The following is a 19,404-nucleotide window of genomic DNA, read 5'->3' as shown; positions in this document are numbered from 1 at the left end:
CAGTTGTGAATCTGGAGGGTTCTGTGAGGTCGCGCGGCACTGATCGTGGAGCGAGGCGCGGCGCGCGACCTCATTGAAGCCGGATTGAACGAAGCCGCCGGCGCGAGGGCCTATGGGTTTTGTGCCTTGGGGCCGCTGCTCAAGGGGCCTCCGACAGGACCGATCGCAGTCCTGATGGGAGCGGGCTGACGGACGCTGCCGGCGGCAGAGCAGTGCGCGGCCGGGAGCCATGGGGGCGCGGGCGCGACGGGAGCGTCGATGATCCGCCTGATGGCTGTGGGACAGAGCCGGGCGCAGGGCATTGCTCGCCGCGACGCAGTGGCGTGCAGGGCAACAGGATCGGGTCTGCGATGCCGATGGCCTCTGGTCATGACGTATCCGGGCAAGGCCGGCAGCGCGGGAGGGTCGCGATGACGCGCATGGCGCCGCCGCAGCACGGGCAAAGCGCCGGATCGAAGGCCGGGCGCGATGGACGGGCGGCCCCCTGGATGCTGGCGTCATGGTCGCTGGTGCGCCTGCTGGCGGTTGCGGCGATGGCCTGGCGGATGAAGACAAGCCTGGAGCGCCTGTGGCCGTTGGCGAGGAAGCCGAAGTGGCGGATGCGGTGGAAGCCGTCGGGCAGTGCGTGCAGCAGGAAGCGGCGGATGAACTCGGCGGGATCGAGCCTCATGGTCCGGGCGGCGTTGCCATGGCGATAGTCGCGCCAGCGGAAGGCGACGCCGTCATCATCTGCGGCGACCAGGCGGTTGTTGGCGATGGCGACACGATGAGTGTACCGCCCAAGGTAGGCCAGCACATGCTCCGGCGAGCCGAAGGGCGGCTTGGCGTAGACGATCCAGTTGACCCTGCGCTGCCCGGCCAGCGCGCTGGCGAACGCCTTGGACCCATTGAGCGCGGCCAGGTCGCCGAAGAAGGCGAGCTCGCCTGCCTCATGCGCCTGGGCAAGCCGTTCGAGGAAGCGGCGACGGAACAGACGCGAGAGAACATGGATGGGCAGGAAGAAGCTCGGCCGGCAGGCGATCCATCGCCCGTCCGGCGCCCATGCGCCGCCTGGAACGAGGCAGTGGATATGGGGATGATGGGAGAGGGTCTGCCCCCAGCTGTGCAGGATGGCGATTCCGCCGATCTCGCCGCCCAGATGCCGCGGATCGGCGGCGATGGTCTTCAAGGTCCAGAGCGCCGCCTCGAACAGAATGCCATAGACGAGGGCCTTGTTCTGAAAGGCGATCGCCCCGATCGCGGCCGGCACGGTGAACACGACATGGAAGTAAGGCGTGGGCAGAAGGTCCTTCACGCGCGCGGCGAGCCAGGCTTCCCGGGCCGCTCCCTGGCACTTCGGGCAGTGCCGGTTGCGGCAGCTGTTGTAGGCGATGCGCCGATGGCTGCAGTCGCCACAGGCTTCGAGATGACCGCCGAGCGCCGCCGTCCGGCACAGCTCGATGGCGCGCATGACCCGCGTCTCGACGCGGCCGAGATGGCCACGCCGTTCCTGGCGGTAGGCGGCTCCATGGCGGCGGAAGATATCCGCCACCTCCAGATCGGCTGCCATGGCCGCCGCTCAGGCAGGCGGCGTCACGGCCAGGTCGAGACGGTCCAGCGGGCTTTGCGTCCTGGCGATCGTCGAGGTCGCCACATGGGTGTAGCGCGCCGTCGTCGACAGATTGCTATGGCCCAGCAGCACCTGGATGATCCGGATATCGGTTCCGCTCTCCAGAAGATGGGTGGCGAAGCTGTGGCGCAGCGTGTGGACGCTGACCCGCTTGGTCAGCCCTGCCGCCTTCGCCGCCGAGCGGCAGGCGGCGTGCAGCACCTGGACATCGATCGGCTTGTCCGGGCTGCGGCCCGGGAACAGCCATGGCGCCGGGCGCGCCAAGCGCCAGTAGCTGCGCAGGATGGCCAGCAGCGCCGCCGACAGCATCACGGTGCGGTCCCTGGCGCCCTTGCCATGCCGGACCTGCAGCACCATCCGGCTGCTGTCGATATCGGCCACCTTCAGGCTCACCGCCTCCGAGGCGCGCAAGCCCGCGGCATAGGCCGTGGTCAGCGCCACCCGCGTCTTCAGCGACGGGACCGCCTCCAGAAAGCGCACGACCTCATCGGCGCTCAGGATCGACGGCAGCTTGCGCGGCGTGCGCGCATAGACGATCCGCTCGGGGATCTCGGCGCGGTCCAGCGTCACGCCGTAGAAGAACCGCAACGCGCACACCGTCTGGTTCAGCGCCGGCCAGGATATCCCCTGCGAGACCAGATGCACCTGGAACGAGCGCACATCCTCAAGCCCGAGCCGGTCCGGCGGGCAGCCGAAATGACGGCTGAACTTCGTCACCGCGTGCAGATACGATCGCTGCGTGGCCGGCGACAGGTTGCGAAGCGTCATGTCGTCGATCATGCGGCGACGAAGGGCGCTCATCGGCTTGGCTTCGGTCATCGGGAGCTCCTGCTGGGCTGGGTGGCTTCAACACCCAAACCCTCCCAGCAGGAGCCTCCCGTCACAAACCCCGCAGCTTTCCCGCGTCAGCGGGTTCGTTCAATCCTGAATGTCGATCCGCTCTAGAAGAGGCTGGATCAATGCGCCCGAGCCGGATCAGCCCTCGGGAACCATCGATAGTCCGCGTAGAAGAAGGCGAGGTTGCCCCAGGGTTACTTCGCGAAAAGGCCACGCCCTCCACAGGCGCAGGAACTTTTTCGGTAGCCCCGCACAGCTCCGGCGGAACGCGGAGCCCCGGATCAACCCCCCTCCACAATCTAGGCATCCCGACTGAGGAACCTCACGGCCCCCCGCGAAGTTCGGCTGGAGAAATTTCTGGCTTCGACAAGGAAATTCTTGATGGAAATCCGCCTCGGCTATCACATTGAGATTGTTACACAGCAGCCGACGCCGGCCCTTCTCTTGCTGGATCCTCATCCAGGCCGCGATGCCGATATCGTAAGTCGCCTGGTCCGGACGGTGACATCGCTGGTCGACGGAAGCCCCGTGTTGACCAGCGAATATTCAGACAGCTTTGGCAATCGCCGTCGCCGCCTTGTCGTACCGACGGGTGGCGTCGCATTCAAAAGTGCCATGACCGTGCGGGACTCGGGCGAAGTCGATCTCGCGAACCGCAGCGCTCGTGAAGTATTTCCGGGAGACCTACCTTCGGATACCCTAGACTACATCCTGCCAAGCCGGTACTGCGAATCCGATGAGCTTGCGGGCATTGCCTGGAGTTTGTTTGGCAACTTCGCTGGTGGATGGAACCGCGTCCAGCAGATTTGCAACTTTGTGAATGCTCATATTCGCTTCGATTATCAACTGGCGCGGGCCACCCGCACGGCAGCGCAGTCGTTGAATGAAGGCGTAGGGGTCTGTCGCGATTTTACCCATCTCGCCATAGCGTTCTGCCGCGCCATGAATATTCCAGCGAGATATTGCAATGGGTTTCTCGGCGATATCGGAGTCCCGCCTGACCCAGCGCCAATGGATTACAATGCCTGGTTAGAGGCCTATCTCGACGGCTGTTGGTATACTTTCGACGCGCGGCACAACGTACCGCGGATTGGCCGCATCCTGGTCGCCAGGGGAAGAGACGCGGCGGACATCCCGATGATCCACACCTTCGGGCCGCATTTCCTTCAAAAATTCGAGGTGACAACCGACGAGGTTATCCCGCGTAACTGTGTCAGAAACCGGCGAACCGGCTGATAGGAGCAAAAGACCTCATTGGCCGGAATCGAAACCTGCCTATCACTTCCTGATCCGTTCAGAGCCGTTGCGACGTCAGTGCCGAACTCTGGCCAACCCGACGCCCTAACCGACACTTTGGACTCGCGCGAAGCCTCGCCCAATCCTGTAGTGACATTCCCTGAGAAGAGTGCGCGTCGTCGACCCAGTGCCCGCGACGAAAAATAACGGCAGTTAGCGGCGGGGCAGTATTATAAAATCTCGTTGGGTGCCGAGAGCCCTCGAACGCTCTTCGAGGGGATGCTCTCCCGCGCGTGCGCCGACCCGGATTGTTCGATCCGCTCTCAGCTTCCACGCCGTCGCAGGTGCTCTCGCGAGGAAGCCGGTTCGGCCTCTGTCCGGATCGTCAATGTTGTAGAAGACTATCCCATCCGCGACATTCGAAAACTCTAAACAGTGCCGTTGGCACCTGAGTCAAATTCTGAACAAACGTTCATGGAACCAATGGCTTAGCAGCCCGTTCTAATGGTCGGCGGGGGCCATTGGAGGTCGACATGATCAAGAAGATTATCCTGGTTTCTGCGCTTGCTCTTATGCCGGTCGGGGTTTTCGCGCAGTCGAATTCTGGTGCGGCAGGCGGCGCTGCGGCGGGTGCAGGAGCCGGAGCCGTCGGAGGCGCGATTGTCGGCGGTCCGGCTGGAGCGGCAGTTGGAGCCGTGGGCGGCGCCGTTGGCGGCGCGATCGTTGGCGGTATCGCGGCGGATCAGCGTACTGAATTCCGCACCTATGTGAGGGAACAGAAGGTGCCGTCGGTCGCCTACAAGGAGAAGGTTGTGGTCGGTGCCACTCTTCCGGAGACCGTCACCTACAGAGAGGTGCCGGCTCGCTATGGAAAAACCGAGTATCGCTACACCGTCATCAACGATCAACCGGTCCTGGTCGAACCCAAGACCCGCAAGATCGTCCAGATCATCGAGTGACGTCTACGGCCCGCCGGAAACGGCGGGCCGCCACCAGAAGCTGAGGTCTTGCGTGCCTTGGTCGTACGCTTTCACTTTGAACTCTAAAGGCTGATCGCTGCATAAAGCGGTACTACGACGAACTAATCAGGCTTGCCCAAAACCTTCGCGACGGCGGCCGAGCTCGGCCCCGCTTTTTCTACCGCCATTTTCAATTGCTCGATGCTGACGCCCCACTTTTGCGTCCAGTACTTCACCTCGTGGGGTTCATTCACATTGATGCGCGAGCGGTCCTGCGCACCTCTTTTGGTGAGATCGTCCGGCATGGGAACCTCCTTGAATCCCATTGAACCTCGCTCATGGATCGAAGTTCCGAGTGACGGTGGCAGATGGCGCGAGGATGTTCTCGGAAAGACGGAACCGGACCGATGGCGCTGACTGATGTCCGCGATCCAGCTGGTGAGCGCCCAAATAGGCTGGTTACAGAGTGCGGGTTAGCGCAAAACATCAAATCGATCCTGCCCAAGCCGCTCGCACTCGGATTGGTCGGCCTTCTGTTCTTCGCGAACAGGATCAATATTAGAGCAACCCTGGCCGCCATGGGCGCGGCGGAGCGTTGGCGATCCGTCCTAGTGGCTGACGCTGGTCTCGCTTTCCTCTGTCAGGGTTCTGCTCATAGTGAAGGTCGATTGGGCKACCGTCGGCCGGGGTAAATCGCCAGGTCGCGAGCCAACGCGATAACATGGACTGCTTCGTTGCCAACCGGCTTGTTCGAATCTTTGGGTGGGCCGCCAACCTGCTCCTGTCCGTCGCCGCGATAGCTACCGTGATTGTCCACTAAGCAACGCCGAATTAGCCCTCGCGTCAGGCGCGGCAGCGGCGTTGACGCTCAAAAGAATGCGAGGTCCGCAACATTATCGAGCGTGTCGGCGTTGCTCCCCGCACGGAGGATACGCTGTTGCGGTATGAACGTGCGCTCAGGGGCGTGTCGCTAGCCCTCCTACTGGGCATCCTGTCTGCGTATGCGATTTCTCGCTTTGAACGTTCCGACAGGAGCGCCCGGGACGATGCCTACGAGAAGAAGGTCGCGCATCGCACCAAGGCCGGAGAAAGTGCGGCCGTCCCGACCGAGATTCCAGCGAAAGGTTGGACTGACATTGCTCGTCGCACCTACCACGAGGTTGAGCGCGATCGGGTCTTGGCAGTTGCGGCAGGTGTGACTTTCTATGGGCTGCTCGCCCTGTTTCCGGCACTAACCGCATTTGTCTCGCTTTACGGACTCGCCGCCGATCCGAGCACAATCGCCGATCAATTCAATATGCTGGACGGATTCTTGCCCGCCGGGGCGACGGATTTTCTTCGTGAGCAGGTTGGCCGTATTGCAGCTGGCGGCGAAACAAAGCTTGGTTTTGCTTTCGCAGTAAGTTTTGGCTTGGCCGTGTGGAGCGCAAACGCCGGAGTGAAAGCACTATTTGATGCCTTGAACGTCGCATATGGCGAAGACGAAAAACGGGGCTTTATCAAGCTGAACCTTGTGTCGCTGGTATTCACCCTTGGGATCCTGGTGTTCTCGCTTGCCGCTCTCGGAGCGGTCGCTCTCATTCCCGTAATCCTGGATTACTCCCACCTCGGCGGCGCTGCAGAATGGCTCGTCACATTGGGCCGCTGGCCAGCCCTCGTCGGACTTCTCCTTCTTGCGCTGGCAGTCCTGTACCGCTACGGGCCGAGCCGCGACGAGGCGCAATGGACCTGGGTCAGTCCGGGCGCCTGCTTGGCAGCGATTGGCTGGCTGGTCGCATCGATGTTGTTTTCCTGGTACGTGGCGAACTTCGAAGACTACAACAAAACCTACGGCACAATCGGCGCAGTGATCGGCCTGCTCACCTGGATGTGGTTGTCCGCGACGATCGTTCTCGTTGGCGCCGAATTAAATTCAGAAGCCGAACGCCAAACCTTTCTCGACACCACAAAAGGTGCGCCAATGCCGATTGGCATGCGTGGTGCCGATGCGGCCGATCGCAAAGGATGACCCGAATATTTTCTGCTGAACGCTTTCAACAGGACCAAGGGAACAGGGACKGGCGCAGGTCGTTAGGCTCACATTGATGTTGCCGCCAACCTGGAGACCGTCATGGCCACGTCGAAGAGACAAACCGGCACCCGAACCCGTTCGACATCCCAAGGCGCCGAATTGGCTCAATCACTGAGGGATGCTGGCAGCACCGTTTCAGAAAATCTGCGTTCCGTGGGTGTCAATACAGACGAAATGGCAGAAATCACTGAACGGCGGGTGACAGAACTCCAGGAAATGCTGATGGACGAGATTCGGGCTCGGCCTCTTAGAGCACTTGGCTGGGCGGCAGCCGCGGGCCTGCTAGTCGGCTTGTGGGCGGCTAAATAGCTCATGGGATCGCTGATAGCCACATTGGTTGCGCCTCTCGCCGCGGCGATCAAACAAAAGGTGATTGCCTACTCCCTCATGGTATGTGCTGTGTTGCTGGTTGTTTTTGCGACCGCCTACACTCTCGATGCAGCGCACAGCTGGCTGGCGTTTCGGTATGGCCCAATCAGCGCAAGCTTGAGCGTCGCAGGCGCCCTGCTCGTCACGGCGGGCGTTTGCGTTGGATTTGCATTCTATATCCGCGGGCGGCCGGTCTCTACGCAGCCGGCCGCAAAGGCGTCCCTTGAGACTTACGCGCGTTTGCTTCGTCCCAAATTATCAAAGACCGGTGTGGCACTGGCCGCGGCCATTGCTGGTGGGCTGACTTCGTTCACGGCTATCGCAAGCTCGAGGCGTTTAAGGTCAATATTGTCCGGCCGGCCTAGTCATAATCCCTAAGGCCGCCCGAGCAGACTTACTTGATTTTAACCAAAATGACGCGGGCATTTCTGCCTTCTCAGCGCTTCAGGACATTGATCGTGACCTCGCGTTTGTGTCGATGCACACGCAAATCGAATTGCGAGGCGCCTATTCTTAGTCCGCGTATTGTCACGTCGTCGAGGAGTGATGGCAGGATCGAATCCGTTAGCCTCACCTCGTTCGTCGCCGCCGGCAGTCCCAGGCCCAGGCACGCGGCCAGCTTCGCGAAAGGTGCGGCGGCAGCCCACGCCTGAGGCGAACAGGCCACCGGATGGGCAGCCGGTCTCCGCCGGCGCCTTCGCAGGAAGCCGCAGAACAATTCCGGCAAGCGGCGCTGTTCCTGGCAATCGCCGCGCCGAAGATCGCCTCAAACAGTCGAGCAGCCTCTGCTTTCAAGCCATGCTTGCCAAAACCGAGGGCGATCAGTGCGCTGTCACGGGGCCTTACCGAGCCATTGTGATAAGATATCGGATTGTAGCGGGCTTCATTGACATTAAGCGCCGCACATCACAGCTGGTCGACACGCACCATCTGCAGGAAATTGACGACGGCGGGGTCGTCGGCGTCGCGGCGGAAGACAACCTCGGTGCCGATCTGGATAGTGTTGCCCGAGATGGGCCGATAGACCACATGCTCGCCGATGCTGATCGAACTGACCGATGATGGCACGATGGCCACGCCCAGCCCGGCGCCGACGAGGCTAATAAGAGAAAATCCGCTGCGTGCCTCATGCGCGACGCGCGGCGCAAACCCCAGCGTCAACTGGACCAACGAGCGGTCCTGCTCGACGTCCGCCCCGACATAGAGGATGAAGGGTTCATCGGCCAGCGCCTCACGCGGAATCCGGCTGCGCTGCGCGAGGGGATGGTCCACCGGAAGCGCGATCCGCAGCGGCCATTCCATCAATCGGATCGCATCAAGATCCTGCGGCAGTTTCCAGGCAGGACTTCCGATAAAGCTGGCGAGGAAGCCGATTTGGATTCGACCCTCCAGCAACTGGGCGATCTGAGTGCTCGGATGGAGTTCTTGCAGGCCGAGCTCGACGTCGGGCATTCGCCGCCGGTACTCCCGCAGGGTTTTCGACAGCACCCCGGAATAGGAAACGTCGGCGGAGTAGGCGATTTCGATGCGGCCGATTTCGCCGCGCCCGGCTCGGCGGGCCACGAGCGCAGCATGCTGTGCCTGTTCAAGGGTGCGGCGGGCCTCCTTGAGGAATAGCCGGCCGGCCTCCGTCAGGGTCACTACCCGGTTCGTCCGGTTAAGGAGTTGCACCCCCAGCATCTCCTCCAGAGCCTTGATCTGGATGCTCAGGGCCGGCTGCGCGATGTGAAGGCGTTCGGCGGCTCGGCCAAAATGCAGTTCTTCGGCCGTCGCGACGAAATATCGGAGGTGACGCAGGTCCATTGATATAATTCCTAAATCATCCTCTCGAAATCCATATATTTCGTTGTGAGCGGCCTTCGCAACCTGCGCCTTGTGTCGATCGCCGCCGGGGCGGGCCAATCAGCCGTGTAAGCGGAAGCTACGATTGATATCATATTTCAATCGAAAGTCTCTCAATAATATATTGTACCAAAATTTCAAGCTGAACTATCAGCACTTCCGACCTGCCCGGTTCCGTGGATCGTTGATCGCGCGGTGGAGCATGTACCGACTGCATCGGGCCCGCCGAACTCGCACCTGATTTCGCAAGGTTGCGGTATTTTTACTTGAGGCGTTGATGGAAAATCAAACAATGGCCCACCCGCCAGCCGGTTTACATCGGCCAATCGTAACATCGCGGCGACGCTCTTCTCGGCCGCCTTTCGATTGCATAGCTCTACTGCTTCAGGGCGGCGGGGCACTCGGATCCTATCAGGCGGGCGTCTATGAGGCCCTGACCGAAGCCGGGCTGCATCCCGACTGGGTCGCAGGCATTTCGATCGGCGCCATCAATGCCGCGATCATCGCCGGCAATGCACCCGGCGAACGGGTCGCGCAACTCAGGGTCTTCTGGGAAGGTATCAGCGCCAATCCGCTCCTCGACTGGGCGTTGTCCCATGACTCCTTCATGCCGAAGGGCGATGCGGCTCGCGGGATCTTCAACCAGTTCAGCGCATCCTTGGCGCTCTTTGGCGGTGCTGCCGGATTTTTCGCGCCTCGGCTACACATTCCCTGGCTGCAACCAGCGGGCACTGAGGAGGCAACCAGCTACTACGATACAAAGCTCCTCAAGGCGACGCTTGAACGGACCGTCGACTTTGGGCGCATCAACTCTGGCGAAATGCGGTTCAGCGTGGGAGCGGTCAATGTCCGCACCGGCAACCTCGTCTATTTCGATAACACGACCCATGTCATCCGGCCGGAGCATGTGATGGCGAGCGGTGCCCTGCCGCCGGGCTTTCCACCCGTCGAGATTGACGGCGATTTCTACTGGGACGGCGGTTTGATCTCGAACACCCCGCTGCAATGGGTCGTCGAGGACGGACCACGCCAGGACACGCTCGCCTTCCAGGTGGACGTGTGGAGTGCGCAAGGAGATTTCCCGCGCAACCTTGCCGAAGTGGCAACACGGCAAAAGGAGATCCAGTACTCCAGCCGAACCCGCGCGAATACAAATCAATTCAAGCGCGTTCAGCACCTCCGCTCGGCGCTTGGCAAACTCCTGGCAAAGCTGCCCGAAGATCTGCGAGAGACCGAGGAAGCAAAGCTTCTGGGCGGAGAGGCCGATCAAAAGGTCTACAACCTCGTGCACCTCATCTATCGCGCCCAGGGCTATGAGGGGCACTCCAAGGACTACGAGTTCTCACGCCTCACCATGCGGGACCATTGGCGCGCCGGCTATCAGGACGCCACCAAAACTTTGCGCCATCCCGAGGTACTGGAGCGGCCAGCTTCGCCCGACGGTTTACTCACCTTCGATCTCGCCCAGTACGGGCGTGAGTAGTTGCATTCAGCACATAGGAAAGAACAAGACTATGAGAGAGGACGAGGTGCGCGAGCGCGCTTTCTCGATGCCGTTGACGAGCCCGGCCTTCGCGCCAGGCCCCTACCGCTTCGTGAACCGCGAATATCTGATCATCACCTACCGGACCGATCCGGCCCGGCTCAGGGCCCTTGTTCCGGAGCCGCTCAAAATCGACGAGCGCCGGCCGCTGGTGAAATACGAGTTCATCCGCATGCCGGACTCGACCGGCTTCGGCGACTACACGGAATCCGGACAGGTTATCCCCGTCAGTTTCGACGGACGCAAGGGTGCCTATACGCATTGCATGTTCCTCGACGACGAGCCGCCCATCGCCGCTGGACGCGAACTCTGGGGCTTTCCAAAGAAGCTCGCCAACCCCTCGTTGCGCACCGAGATTGATACGCTCGTGGGTACGCTCGATTATGGCCCCGTCCGCGTTGCCACGGGCACCATGGGCTACAAGCATAGGCCAGCGGATCCCGATGCCGTCCTCGCCTCACTGTTGGAGCCCAACTATCTCCTGAAGATCATTCCTCATGTCGATGGCACGCCGCGCATATGCGAACTCGTCGAGTACCATCTCGAAAGCGTCGCGCTAAAGGGCGCCTGGACGGGCCCGGCAGCGCTCGACTTCACCTCTCACGCGCTGGCGCCGGTAGCGGAACTCCCCGTGCTGGAAGTCGTCTCGGCAGTCCACCTGGTCGCTGACCTGACGCTCGGACTGGGCACGGTCGTGCATGACTACCTGGCAAAGCCGCTCCGTCAGACCCTGAAGGAAAACACCTATGACTACGCTAATGCAAAGTGACGTTCTGAGCCGCCACCTCCGCCGTMACGTGCCTCTCCAAGACAAAGTGGCGGTGATCACCGGGGCGGCGAGCGGCATCGGAAAGGAGATTGCGCTCACTTTTGTCCGTGAGGGAGCCAGGGTCGTTATCGCAGATCTTGACCGCGACGCGGCCGAAACCACGGCCCGCGACATCGATCCGCGTGCAAAGCGCGCCCTCGGAGTCGCCATGGATGTCACCGACGAAAAGCAGGTCGAGGCCGGCATGTCGCGCGCGATCGAGCACTTCGGGCGCCTCGACGTTCTGCTCAGCAATGCCGGCATTCAGAAGGTCGCGCCCCTTGTGGACTTCGAATTCGCCAATTGGAAGAAGTTGATGAGCGTCCACCTGGATGGAGCCTTTCTGACGACGCGTGCCGCCCTGCGGCAGATGTACCGTCAAAAGAGCGGCAGCATCATCTACATCGGCTCTGTGCATTCCAAGGAAGCCTCGCCGCTCAAAGCTCCTTATGTCACGGCCAAGCACGGCCTGATCGGCCTTGCCAAAGTAGTAGCCAAGGAAGGGGCCGCCCACGGGGTCCGCTCCAACGTGATCTGCCCCGGCTTCGTGCGTACGCCGCTCGTTGAGCAGCAGATCCCGGAGCAGGCACGCGAACTCGGCATCTCCGAGGAGGACGTCGTCCGGACGGTCATGCTGAAGGACACTGTCGACGGCGAGTTCACCACGGTGGCGGACGTGGCCGAGACCGCCACGTTCCTGGCTGCTTTTCCGTCGAATGCGCTCACGGGCCAATCAATCGTCGTCAGTCACGGCTGGTCCATGCACTAGTCGCTCGCTGCCAGAGATGGGCGGCCGGGATCGAAAGGTCCCGGTCGCTTTGCCATGTCTGGTCTACACGAAAGGCCGGTCGCAAAGTTTTCGGCCCGTAGCTCGAACCGTCCAATGAGGACGCGCCGGCAGYAACGGCGGGCTACTAGGGATCGCGGATTGATATCTTTCCTCAATCATAAGACAAATAACAATATATTGGACCATATCGACCAGCATCACTATCCCACCCCCTGAGCTTTGGCTCCCAGCCAGCGAAAGGGGCATGTGATGGGATACAGTCGTCGATTGCGAACATCGGCCTGTTGCGCGGCAATGCTTGCCGTGATGGGCTTGGCCGCCTGCCAGGAACAGACCGCCAACCCGGAGAACCCGCCGACCGCTGTGCAGGTCGAGGCGGCTGCGCTGGCCGACTATGCGCCGACCATTCGACTGACGGGCGAGATTCGCGCGCGGGTCGAGAGCGACCTGTCCTTTCGGGTGGCAGGCCGCATCACCGAGCGCCTGGTCAATGTCGGCGACCACGTGACGGCCGACCAGGTGCTGGCGAGGCTCGATCCGCAGCAGCAGCAGGCGACGGTCACCGCCGCAGAAGCCGCCGTGGCGTCCGCCGAGGCTGTGCTCCGCCAGGCGACCTCCAGCTACGAGCGCCAGAAGGCGTTGCTCGCCCGAGGCTTCACGACCCAACGCGAACATGATCAGGCCGAGGAAACCTCTCGGACGGCCCTGGCCTCGCTCGCCGATGCGCGAGCTCGGCTCGGTACCGCCCGCGACCATCTGTCAGACACCGTGCTGCGGGCGGGCGTTGCCGGAGTCATCACGGCCCGCAATGCCGAGACCGGGCAGGTCGTGCAGACGGCACAGACTGTGTTTTCGATCGCGCAGGACGGGCCGCGCGATGCGGTGTTCAACGTCAACGAGTCGATCTTCACCCACGAACTCGCCGATCCCGCCATCGCGCTGACGTTGGTGTCGTATCCGGCCGTGACAGCGACGGGCACCGTGCGTGAGATCTCGCCGACGGTCGACAGGGCTACCGGCACCGTCAGGGCCAAGGTCGGCTTGGCGCAGTCGCCGGCAGCGATGACGCTCGGTGCCGCCGTCATCGGCGCGGGCCGGCTCGAGCCTCGCAAGCTCGTGGCGGTGCCGTGGAGTGCGCTGTCCAGTGGAAGCGGCCAACCGTCCGTGTGGACCGTCGACCCGGAGACGAAGGCGGTGTTGCTGAAGCCGATCTCCATCGAAGGCTACGAAACCGGGAGGGTTTTCGTGCGGGACGGACTCCGGCCTGGGGAGATCGTCGCGACCGGCGGGGCGCAGTTCCTGCGGCCCAACCAGGTTGTCGCGGTCGCCAAAGGAACATCCCAATGAATCCCACCCTGATATCTCTGACCGCCCTAGGGGCAGCCGCTCTGCTCGCGGGCTGCAAGGAAGAGGACGCGAAAGCGCGGGCGCCCCGGCCCGTTCTCTCCGTCGTTGCGACCTCGCAGGAGGCGCGGACCCTCGGCTTCGCCGGAACCGTGGAGCCTCGCTACAAGTCCGACATCGGCTTCCAGGTGCTTGGGCGCATCGTGAGCCGTGACGTGAATGTCGGCGACCTCGTCAAGAAGGGGGATCGCCTGGCCAGGCTCGATCCCGTCGCTTATGAGCTTGCGGTGCGGTCGGCCCAGGCCGACTTGGCCAGCGCCACCGCCCGTCTCGGAAACGCCGCCGCGACCGAAGCTCGCCAGCGCAAGCTGCTCTCGCAGGACATCTCCAACCAGGCGCAGTTCGACGCCGCCACGCAGGCGCACGAATCTGCGCTGGCGGGCGTCACGCGCGCCAAGGCGGAGCTCGAAAAGGCCGAGGAGCAGCTCGGCTATACTGAGCTGCGGGCCGACTTCGACGGCGTCATCACCACTGTTGCGGCGGAGCTCGGGCAGGTGGTCCAGCCGGGCCAGACGGTGGTCTCCGTGGCCCGCCCCGACATCCGTGAGGCGGTGGTCGACCTGCCCGAGAGCATCGGGCGGGATCTCAGGCCGCAAGCCCGCTTCGACATCGCCCTGCAAGTCGACCCGTCGGTCCAGGCTAGCGGATCGGTGCGGGAGATCGCCCCGCAGGCGGATCCTGCCACCCGCACGCGGCGGGTCAGGATCTCGCTCGACAGCCCGGCGAAGAGCTTTCGCCTCGGAACGATGATTACCGCAACGGTCACGACGCAGGCTTCCCCGGGCATCGAGCTGCCGGTCACGGCCCTGCTGGAGCGGAGCGGCAAGACCATGGTCTGGGTCATTGATCCAGCCAGCAGGACGGTGGCGACCCAGGACGTGACCATTGCCGCGCGCGACCGATCCTTCGTTCGAATCCTCAACGGACTTACCGACGGCTCGCGCGTTGTCGTCGCCGGCGTGAACAGCCTGACCCCTGGCCAAACAGTCAAAATCCCAGACGGGGCATTCCAATGACAAACCGCTTCAACCTATCCGACTGGGCGCTCGAGCATCGCTGCCTCGTTTGGTACTTCATGATCGTCTCGGCCATCGCCGGTATCCTCGCCTATGTCAGCCTGGGGCGCGAGGAGGATCCGTCCTTCACCATCAAGACGATGGTGATCGCCGCCCAGTGGCCCGGCGCCACGGTCGAGGACACCGCCCGCCAGGTCAGCGACCGCATCGAGAAGAAGCTCGAAGAGCTCGACTCGCTCGCCTACACCCGCAGCCAGACCACGCCGGGGCAGTCCGTCATCTATGCCAACCTGAAGGACACGATMAAAAGCCGCGACGTTCCGGGCGTCTGGGTGAAGGTCCGCAACATGATCACCGACATCAAGCGGGAGCTCCCGCAGGGTGTCGTCGGTCCCGTCTTCAACGACGATTTCGGCGACGTCTTCGGCAACGTCTACGCGTTCACCGCGGACGGGCTGACGACGCGGCAATTGCGCGACTATGTCGAGGACGTGCGGGCCAAGGTTCTCACGGTACCGAATGTCGGCAAGGTGAACCTGATCGGCGCCCAGGACGAGGTGATCTTCCTCGAATTCTCGACGCGCGAGATGGCCGCCCTTGGCGTCAGCCAGCAGGAGGTTGTCCAGACGCTCCAGGCGCAGAACGCGATCGCGCCGTCTGGCGTCATCGAGGCCGGCCGCGAGCGCATCAGCGTCCGGGTGTCCGGGCAGTTCACATCGGAGGAAAATCTGCGCGGCCTCAATCTGCGCGTCAATGACCGCTTCTTCCGCCTGAGCGACATCGCCACCATCAGCCGCGGCCATGTCGACCCGCCGCAGGCGCTGTTCCGGTTCAAGGGCCAGCCGGCGATCGGCCTCGCCATCGGCATGAAGACCGGCGCCAACCTGCTTGAGTTCGGCGAGGCGCTGAAGGAGCAGATGAACAAGATCACCGGGGAATTGCCGATCGGCGTCGGCGTGCATCTCGTCGCCGACCAGCCCGTTGTGGTMGAGGAGGCGGTTGGCGGCTTCACCAAGGCGCTATTTGAGGCCGTGGGGATCGTGCTGCTGGTCAGCTTCATCAGCGTCGGCATGCGGGCTGGCCTGGTGGTTGCAATTTCTATCCCGCTCGTGCTCGCCATGACCTTCGTGGTCATGCAGTACACCGGCATCTCGCTGCAACGGATCTCGCTCGGCGCCCTCATCATCGCACTTGGCCTGCTGGTCGACGACGCAATGATCGCCGTCGAGATGATGGTGGCGCGGCTCGAGGCGGGCGACACGCGGCGCAAGGCTGCGACCGCCGTCTATACATCCACCGCCTTCCCGATGCTCACCGGCACGCTCGTCACCGTCGCGAGCTTCATCCCGGTCGGCCTCAACAGCAGCAATGCGGGCGAGTACACCTTCACGCTGTTCGTCGTCATCGCGGTCTCGCTGCTGCTGTCGTGGATCGTCGCGGTGCTGTTTGCGCCCCTGCTCGGCGTGACGCTCCTCCCGAAGACGATGAAGAAGCATCACGACAAGCCGAGCCGGCTCATGACGGCGTTCTCGCGCGTCCTCGTCGGCGCCATGCGCTGGCGCTGGCTGACGATCGGCGTGACGGTGGCGATGTTCGGCATCTCGCTCTACGGGATGCGGTTCGTCGAGCAGCAGTTCTTCCCGTCCTCGGACCGCAACGAGCTCCTTGTCGACTTTACCTTGGCGCAGAACGCCTCGATCACCGACACGAAGGCGAAGATGGACCGCTTCGAGGCCAAACTCGTCGATGATGCCGACGTCGATCACTGGTCTTCCTATGTCGGCCAGAGCGCCGTGCGCTTCATCCTCTCCTTCGACCCGCAGCCGGCGAACCCCAATTATGGCCAGATGGTCATCGTGACCAAGAGCATCGCGGCGCGTGAGCGCCTCAGGGCCAAGATCAAGACCTGGACCCGGGAGGAGTTTGCTGGCCTGGATGTGTATGTCGATCTGCTGGCGGTGGGTCCGCCGGCCGGCCGCCCGGTGCAGTACCGGCTCAGCGGACCCGACACCCAGAAGGTAAGGGAGTTGGCGCAGCAGCTCGCGGCGATCGTCGGCGAGCATCCCCAAGTCGGCGATCTCGGTTTCAACTGGAACGAGCCCGCCCGGGTGATGAAGATCGACGTGCTTCAGGACAAGGCCCGCCAGCTCGGCGTGACCTCGCAGGACATCGCCGGCGTCCTCAACGGTGTGGTGGGCGGCACAAGCATCACCCAGGTGCGCGACGCGATCTATCTGGTCGACGTCGTAAGCCGGGCCAGCGCCGCCGAGCGGGGCAACATTGAGACGCTTCAGAACTTGCAGTTGCCAGGCAAGAACGGCCAGTCCGTGCCGCTGGCGGCGGTCGCGACCTTCCGTTACGAACTCGAACAGCCGGTGATCTGGCGCCGCAGCCGACTGCCGACCGTCACGATCCGGGGCAGCATCGTCGGCGAGACGCAGCCCGCAACGATCGCTCAGCAGCTCGAACCCAGGGTCCAGGAGTTCATCCGCGCACTCCCGGCTGGTTACACTGCGGCAATCGCAGGCCCGGTGGAGGAAAGCGCCAAGTCCCAGGGGCCGATCGCAGCCGTGGTCCCGCTCATGCTGTTCATCATGGCGACGATCCTGATGATTCAGATGCAGAGCTTCTCGCGGCTGTTCCTGGTGGTGGCGGCGGCCCCGCTCGGGCTGATCGGCGTGGTGGCAGCGATGCTGCCCAGCGGCGCTCCCATGGGCTTCGTGGCCATCCTTGGCGTGCTGGCGCTGATCGGCATCCTGATCCGCAACTCGGTGATCCTGGTCGTGCAGATCGAGGATCTGCGGCGTGAGGGCTGGGCCCCGTGGCAGGCAGTGGTTGAGGCCACTATGCACCGGACGCGGCCGATCCTGCTGACGGCGGCGGCGGCCAGCCTGGCGCTGATCCCGATCTCGCGCGAAGTGTTTTGGGGACCCATGGCCTACGCCATGATGGGCGGCATCATCGTTGGCACGGTGCTGACCCTCCTGTTCTTGCCGGCGCTCTACGTGGCCTGGTTCCGCATCAAGGCGCCCTCGCAGCCTGCGACGGAACCGCTGTCGGCGCAGCTGGCGTACGAGCCGGCTTAAACCGCGCCGCAATGTTCGCTTGGCCTCCAGAACCGAAACTCCCCCTGAAGTGGTCCTGAACGCCAAGACGGCCCCGGCCGTTGTGAGCCGCCGCGCGCGGCCGAGGCCGCATTCCTACCGCCTAAAAAAAGGACGCAATCCCCATGCCGAGTAACAATCCGCCGGGCGGTAGTGAGCGCCAGCCTGATCTCAGGAGCACGCTCACGAAGCGCCAGATTCTGGATGGGGCGCGCCAAGTCTTTCTTATGAACGGCTTTGCGGGCGCCAGCATCGACCAGATCACCGCTCAATCCGGCGTCTCAAAAGCTTCGGTCTACCGCTATTTCGACAGCAAGGATGCCCTCTTCGGCTCGCTGATCGCCGCGGAAGCGGAGCGGATCGCGAGGGCACTGCCGTCCATCGATCCGGACGACCCTGACCCGGGGTCCGCCTTGCATCAGATAGGGACCGCAATCCTCGAAACCCTGAACAATCCGACGACTGTCGCCACCCTGCGCGTGATCATCGGGGCGCTTGGTCACTTTCCGCAGCTCGGAGAGGAGTTCCGGCAGAACAGCCTGGGCCCAACCGTGAAGCAAATCGCAGCCTATCTCGACGTCGGCGCGGCGGCTTGTGACGTTCGGATCGACGATAGCCGAGCCGCGGCGGATGAGTTCGTGCGGCGGTGCCTGGCGCACGTAACCGAGCGTGTGCTGGTGCCCGGACTGTCTTTCCTGACGGAAGCAGAGTGCACGGCCGTGGTCGAGGATATCCTCCGAAACGCCGGCGTTCGGTGGCGGCGGGACAGCGTTCGCCACGGCGGGGGCGCAGGCCTCACGCCCCCCGACGACGGTCAAGCATGAGGTCAAGGTGGCTTTCGCTCAACATCGCGCTGTCGATCACATGCTGCACAGTTCATCACGCGTTCCTTCGTTCGCCGGACGCCTGTTATCCAGCMGGAAGAAACGCGGGGTAAGCATACATCCCGGACAAAAATCATGGACATTAATCCGCAGTGGATCACCTTGGTCAGCGCCTGCACAGCGATGATCGCGTCGATTGCCGGCCCGTTCGTCAATACGCGGATTGCCAAATTCCAGTTCAAGGCGGACGTGCTGTCGGTCAACCGCCAGAAATGGATCGAGACAATGCGTGACCTGGTGGCGAGCCTCAATTCGCAGTTCCTGACCGTCGCCGCAATTCGCCAAACGGTGGAGGAGCCGACCGGCATCGTCATCGCCCGGGATCCCGAGCTGTTCAGGCGCGTGGAGAACCTCCTGCGGACGGTCTCCAAGATCGAACTCATGCTCAACCCGCTGGAGCAGGGCCACCAGCAGCTCAATGCCCTGATGAGGGAGGGTGTCGACCAGCTTCGCTCACCGCCGCCGGAGCGGGGCATCGAGGACCGCATCGAGGTCCTCAGCCACGACATCACCCAGGCCGCGCAAGCGATCATCAGGCGGGAATGGGTGCGCGTCAAACGGGGCGAATAACTCGGCTCCCAGAGTCGGTGCTCTCCAGCACTCATATGCGGAGAGCGAGTTCTCGCCCAGCACCACTGCCACATCAGTCGCTAGGAAGGCTGGAGCGGCTACCGGATCAGCCGACGCGGCTCTCACCGGAGGAATACCCGGTTTGCTCATCCTGGCACCGTGCAGGATCGCGATGAAGGCCGGTTACTTGGTGCCTGGCACCGGACTTTCCCCGTGTGCAGGGCGGTGACAAAACCATCCAATGAAGCGCCCTCGCTTGTGGTGGCGCGGGCGGCGTAAAAGCCAACCAGTTGGATAGGCTGATCCCTTTTGGGGTTGGCGGGGATGTTCGCGGTGGAGGTCTACGCGGCGGTTCGTGATTT

At 62.9% G+C, this 19,404-nt stretch carries 16 protein-coding genes and 2 pseudogenes; 12 read left to right on the top strand and 6 right to left on the bottom strand.

The annotated features are described in order from the left end of the window. Positions 1-367: 367 nt before the first annotated feature. The 3 genes and pseudogenes from AC1DIO_RS33440 to AC1DIO_RS33430 form a co-directional block, all read right to left on the bottom strand. On the bottom strand, positions 368-1,549 hold the full coding sequence (locus AC1DIO_RS33440) for an IS91 family transposase (protein WP_476826902.1): 1,182 nt from the start codon (positions 1,547-1,549) through the stop codon (positions 368-370). Positions 1,550-1,558: 9 nt separating this feature from the next. After that, positions 1,559-2,428, bottom strand: a complete 870-nt coding sequence (locus AC1DIO_RS33435; RefSeq protein WP_476768886.1) for a site-specific integrase — start codon at positions 2,426-2,428, stop codon at positions 1,559-1,561. A gap of 61 nt (positions 2,429-2,489) precedes the next feature. Next, positions 2,490-2,640 (bottom strand): annotated as a pseudogene (locus tag AC1DIO_RS33430) (cyclophilin-like fold protein); the annotation flags it as partial. A gap of 187 nt (positions 2,641-2,827) precedes the next feature. On the opposite strand from AC1DIO_RS33430, the gene AC1DIO_RS33425 reads away from it, so the two are divergent. Further along, positions 2,828-3,682, top strand: a complete 855-nt coding sequence (locus tag AC1DIO_RS33425) for a transglutaminase-like domain-containing protein (RefSeq protein WP_476854761.1) — start codon at positions 2,828-2,830, stop codon at positions 3,680-3,682. A 533-nt stretch (positions 3,683-4,215) separates the two neighbouring features. Beyond that, on the top strand, positions 4,216-4,641 hold the full coding sequence (locus AC1DIO_RS33420) for a DUF1236 domain-containing protein (RefSeq protein ID WP_441508923.1): 426 nt from the start codon (positions 4,216-4,218) through the stop codon (positions 4,639-4,641). A gap of 122 nt (positions 4,642-4,763) precedes the next feature. Here AC1DIO_RS33420 and AC1DIO_RS33415 read toward each other — a convergent pair whose 3' ends face one another. After that, positions 4,764-4,946, bottom strand: a complete 183-nt coding sequence (locus AC1DIO_RS33415) for a DUF3606 domain-containing protein (RefSeq protein ID WP_476833122.1) — start codon at positions 4,944-4,946, stop codon at positions 4,764-4,766. 632 nt (positions 4,947-5,578) lie between these two features. Between AC1DIO_RS33415 and AC1DIO_RS33410 the strand changes: the two genes are divergently transcribed. Together AC1DIO_RS33410 and AC1DIO_RS33405 are read left to right on the top strand one after the other, a co-directional pair. Continuing rightward, entirely contained in the window at positions 5,579-6,649 is a 1,071-nt protein-coding gene (locus AC1DIO_RS33410; protein WP_476854760.1) for a YihY/virulence factor BrkB family protein, read from the top strand. Between the two features lie 102 nt (positions 6,650-6,751). Beyond that, positions 6,752-7,021, top strand: coding sequence for a hypothetical protein (locus tag AC1DIO_RS33405; RefSeq protein ID WP_476854759.1), 270 nt, complete (start codon positions 6,752-6,754; stop codon positions 7,019-7,021). Positions 7,022-7,517: 496 nt separating this feature from the next. On the opposite strand, the pseudogene AC1DIO_RS33400 reads toward AC1DIO_RS33405, so the two are convergent. Both AC1DIO_RS33400 and AC1DIO_RS33395 read right to left on the bottom strand, forming a co-directional pair. Then, positions 7,518-7,966, bottom strand: a pseudogene (locus tag AC1DIO_RS33400) (amylo-alpha-1,6-glucosidase); the annotation flags it as partial. 21 nt (positions 7,967-7,987) lie between these two features. Next, entirely contained in the window at positions 7,988-8,884 is an 897-nt protein-coding gene (locus AC1DIO_RS33395; protein WP_476854758.1) for a LysR substrate-binding domain-containing protein, read from the bottom strand. Between the two features lie 331 nt (positions 8,885-9,215). Here AC1DIO_RS33395 and AC1DIO_RS33390 point away from each other — a divergent pair, with 331 nt between their 5' ends. From AC1DIO_RS33390 to AC1DIO_RS33355, 8 genes are all read left to right on the top strand, one after another. Continuing rightward, entirely contained in the window at positions 9,216-10,406 is a 1,191-nt protein-coding gene (locus AC1DIO_RS33390; protein ID WP_476854763.1) for a DUF3734 domain-containing protein, read from the top strand. 31 nt (positions 10,407-10,437) lie between these two features. Next, positions 10,438-11,235 carry an acetoacetate decarboxylase gene (locus AC1DIO_RS33385; RefSeq protein ID WP_476854757.1) on the top strand — a complete coding sequence of 266 codons (798 nt, stop codon included), beginning with the start codon at positions 10,438-10,440 and terminating at the stop codon, positions 11,233-11,235. 28 nt (positions 11,236-11,263) lie between these two features. Continuing rightward, on the top strand, positions 11,264-12,043 hold the full coding sequence (locus AC1DIO_RS33380; protein ID WP_476854762.1) for a 3-hydroxybutyrate dehydrogenase: 780 nt from the start codon (positions 11,264-11,266) through the stop codon (positions 12,041-12,043). A gap of 315 nt (positions 12,044-12,358) precedes the next feature. Then, a complete protein-coding gene (locus tag AC1DIO_RS33375; protein WP_476854756.1) occupies positions 12,359-13,411 on the top strand; it encodes an efflux RND transporter periplasmic adaptor subunit in 1,053 nt (350 codons plus the stop codon). After that, positions 13,408-14,484, top strand: coding sequence for an efflux RND transporter periplasmic adaptor subunit (locus AC1DIO_RS33370; RefSeq protein WP_476854755.1), 1,077 nt, complete (start codon positions 13,408-13,410; stop codon positions 14,482-14,484). Before AC1DIO_RS33375 ends, AC1DIO_RS33370 begins: the two co-directional genes overlap by 4 nt. Further along, positions 14,481-17,570 (top strand): efflux RND transporter permease subunit, encoded by a 3,090-nt coding sequence (locus tag AC1DIO_RS33365; protein ID WP_476854754.1) that lies wholly within the window; start codon positions 14,481-14,483, stop codon positions 17,568-17,570. The genes AC1DIO_RS33370 and AC1DIO_RS33365 overlap by 4 nt, the downstream gene beginning before the upstream one ends. 143 nt (positions 17,571-17,713) lie before the next feature. Beyond that, a complete protein-coding gene (locus tag AC1DIO_RS33360; protein ID WP_476854753.1) occupies positions 17,714-18,412 on the top strand; it encodes a TetR/AcrR family transcriptional regulator in 699 nt (232 codons plus the stop codon). Between the two features lie 135 nt (positions 18,413-18,547). After that, a complete protein-coding gene (locus AC1DIO_RS33355) occupies positions 18,548-19,042 on the top strand; it encodes a hypothetical protein (protein WP_476854752.1) in 495 nt (164 codons plus the stop codon). The last annotated feature ends 362 nt before the right edge of the window (positions 19,043-19,404 follow it).

This window comes from Allobosea sp. 05T439 (assembly GCF_056396005.1).
Note: the sequence above shows the minus strand (reverse complement) of the source record. Positions and strands in the feature narration are given on the sequence as shown.